The sequence below is a fragment of the Hydrogenophaga palleronii genome (assembly GCF_031457455.1).
Classification (GTDB): Bacteria; Pseudomonadota; Gammaproteobacteria; order Burkholderiales; family Burkholderiaceae_C; genus Hydrogenophaga; species Hydrogenophaga palleronii_A.
In genome coordinates, this window is record NZ_JAVDWU010000022.1 from 1 (window position 1) to 1,621 (window position 1,621).

The window sequence follows — 1,621 nt, forward strand, 5'->3', positions numbered from 1 at the left end:
GGGCCAATTCTGTTGAAAAACTCGGTTTTGGCCCGTGCGGTGGGGTCACGCTGAATCCGCCACGATCAGAATTGAGTTTATTTCCCGGCCGCTTCGCGGCCACTGCCCTGATCCGGGGCTTCACGCCCCTTTCGTCACCGACACTTCTTCGACTGGCATCAACCACTTCGCCATTCGGCGAAGGTTTTGTGCCGTGGCTGCCATCAAGAACTCGTCTTGTGCGCCACTCAGCCCTCGCAGTCTCAAGCGGTCGAGTTTCAGAATCCGCTTGAGGTGCGCGAACAGCATTTCGACCTTCTTGCGATCTCGTCGGGACTGCTGATACTGCTCTGTCTTCGATATTGAGCGGGCCACTTCACGTGCCTTCTCATGAATGCTGCGCGCGATCTTCCTGCACGGAGTGTTCGGACAGCATTTGTCTTTTCTTGGGCACCCAGCACAGTCCATCTGGCTTGCTCGATAGATGACGGTGTCCGCCTTGGTGATGCGGCTGCGCGGATTCTTGAAGTGGCGCCACTCACTTCTCAATGGCTTGCCTTCAGGGCAGTTGTATTCGTTGCGGTCTTCATGCCAGGTGAATTCGATCACCGAAAGGGTGTCGTCATGGCGGACCGTCTTGTCCCACACCGGAACATGGGGCTCAATGCCCTTGTCGTCGACCATCCACGCCAGCATCGGCGCCGCACCATAGGCGGTGTCGCCCACCAGCCGATGCGGCTTGAGGTGCATGCGCTGTTCTACCCGATCAATCATGGTGCGTGTCGAATCCACCTCTTGGGTGCGGTGTGCTGGCGTTGCCTCCACGTCCACGATGATTCCTGCAGATAGGTCGATCAGGTAGTTGGTTGAGTACGCAAAGAATGCCGGGCCACCTGTGGCCGCTGTCCAGCGAGCAGCAGGGTCAGTCAACGATATGCTCTTGGCCGGTGTCGGTGGTTCTGGTTGATCAGCGGGCGAGTCTTCTGCAAGTGGGTTGTTCTCTTCGAGCGCATCCAGATATTCGCGAACCGCGCGACTGCACGTGCTGCTCTGGCGCCAATCGATTACTTCGGAACCTGGAACACCGCGTGCCCGATTGGCATCGGCCTTGATGACGCTGGCGTCGATGGCAAAGCCCTCACCACGGACCAGGCCCTCGGCCATGCAACGCTTGAGAACACTCTCGAACACGAAGCGCAAAGCATCGCTTTGGCGAAAGCGCCCGTGACGGTTCTTTGAGAAAGTGGAGTGGTCTGGCACCCGGCCTTCGAGGCCGAGGCGGCAGAACCACCGATAGGCCAAGTTGAGGTGGACCTCTTCACACAGCCGTCGCTCGGAGCGAATGCCCATGCAGTAACCCACCACAAGCATGCGCACCATCAGTTCAGGATCGATCGATGGTCTGCCTGTGTGGCTGTAGAACGGTGCCAGGTGTTGACGCAGTTCACAGAGATCAAGGAAGCGATCAATTCCGCGCAGCAAGTGATCGCGCGGAACGTGATCAGTGAGGTTGAAGGCGTAGAAGAGTTGATCCTGCGCTGCCGTTTGACCCATCATGGTGTGCACCTCCGTCGATGACAAAGTGCATGCAAACCATGGGCCAGAAACGGGCTTCGGCGGAGTTTTTCAACAGAATCGGCCC

At 58.1% G+C, this 1,621-nt stretch carries 1 protein-coding gene; it reads right to left on the bottom strand.

Annotation, left to right across the window (positions count from 1 at the left end):
* Positions 1-120 precede the first annotated feature (120 nt).
* Positions 121-1,536 carry an IS1182 family transposase gene (locus J2W49_RS25685; RefSeq protein ID WP_310322771.1) on the bottom strand — a complete coding sequence of 472 codons (1,416 nt, stop codon included), beginning with the start codon at positions 1,534-1,536 and terminating at the stop codon, positions 121-123.
* Between the last annotated feature and the right edge of the window lie 85 nt (positions 1,537-1,621).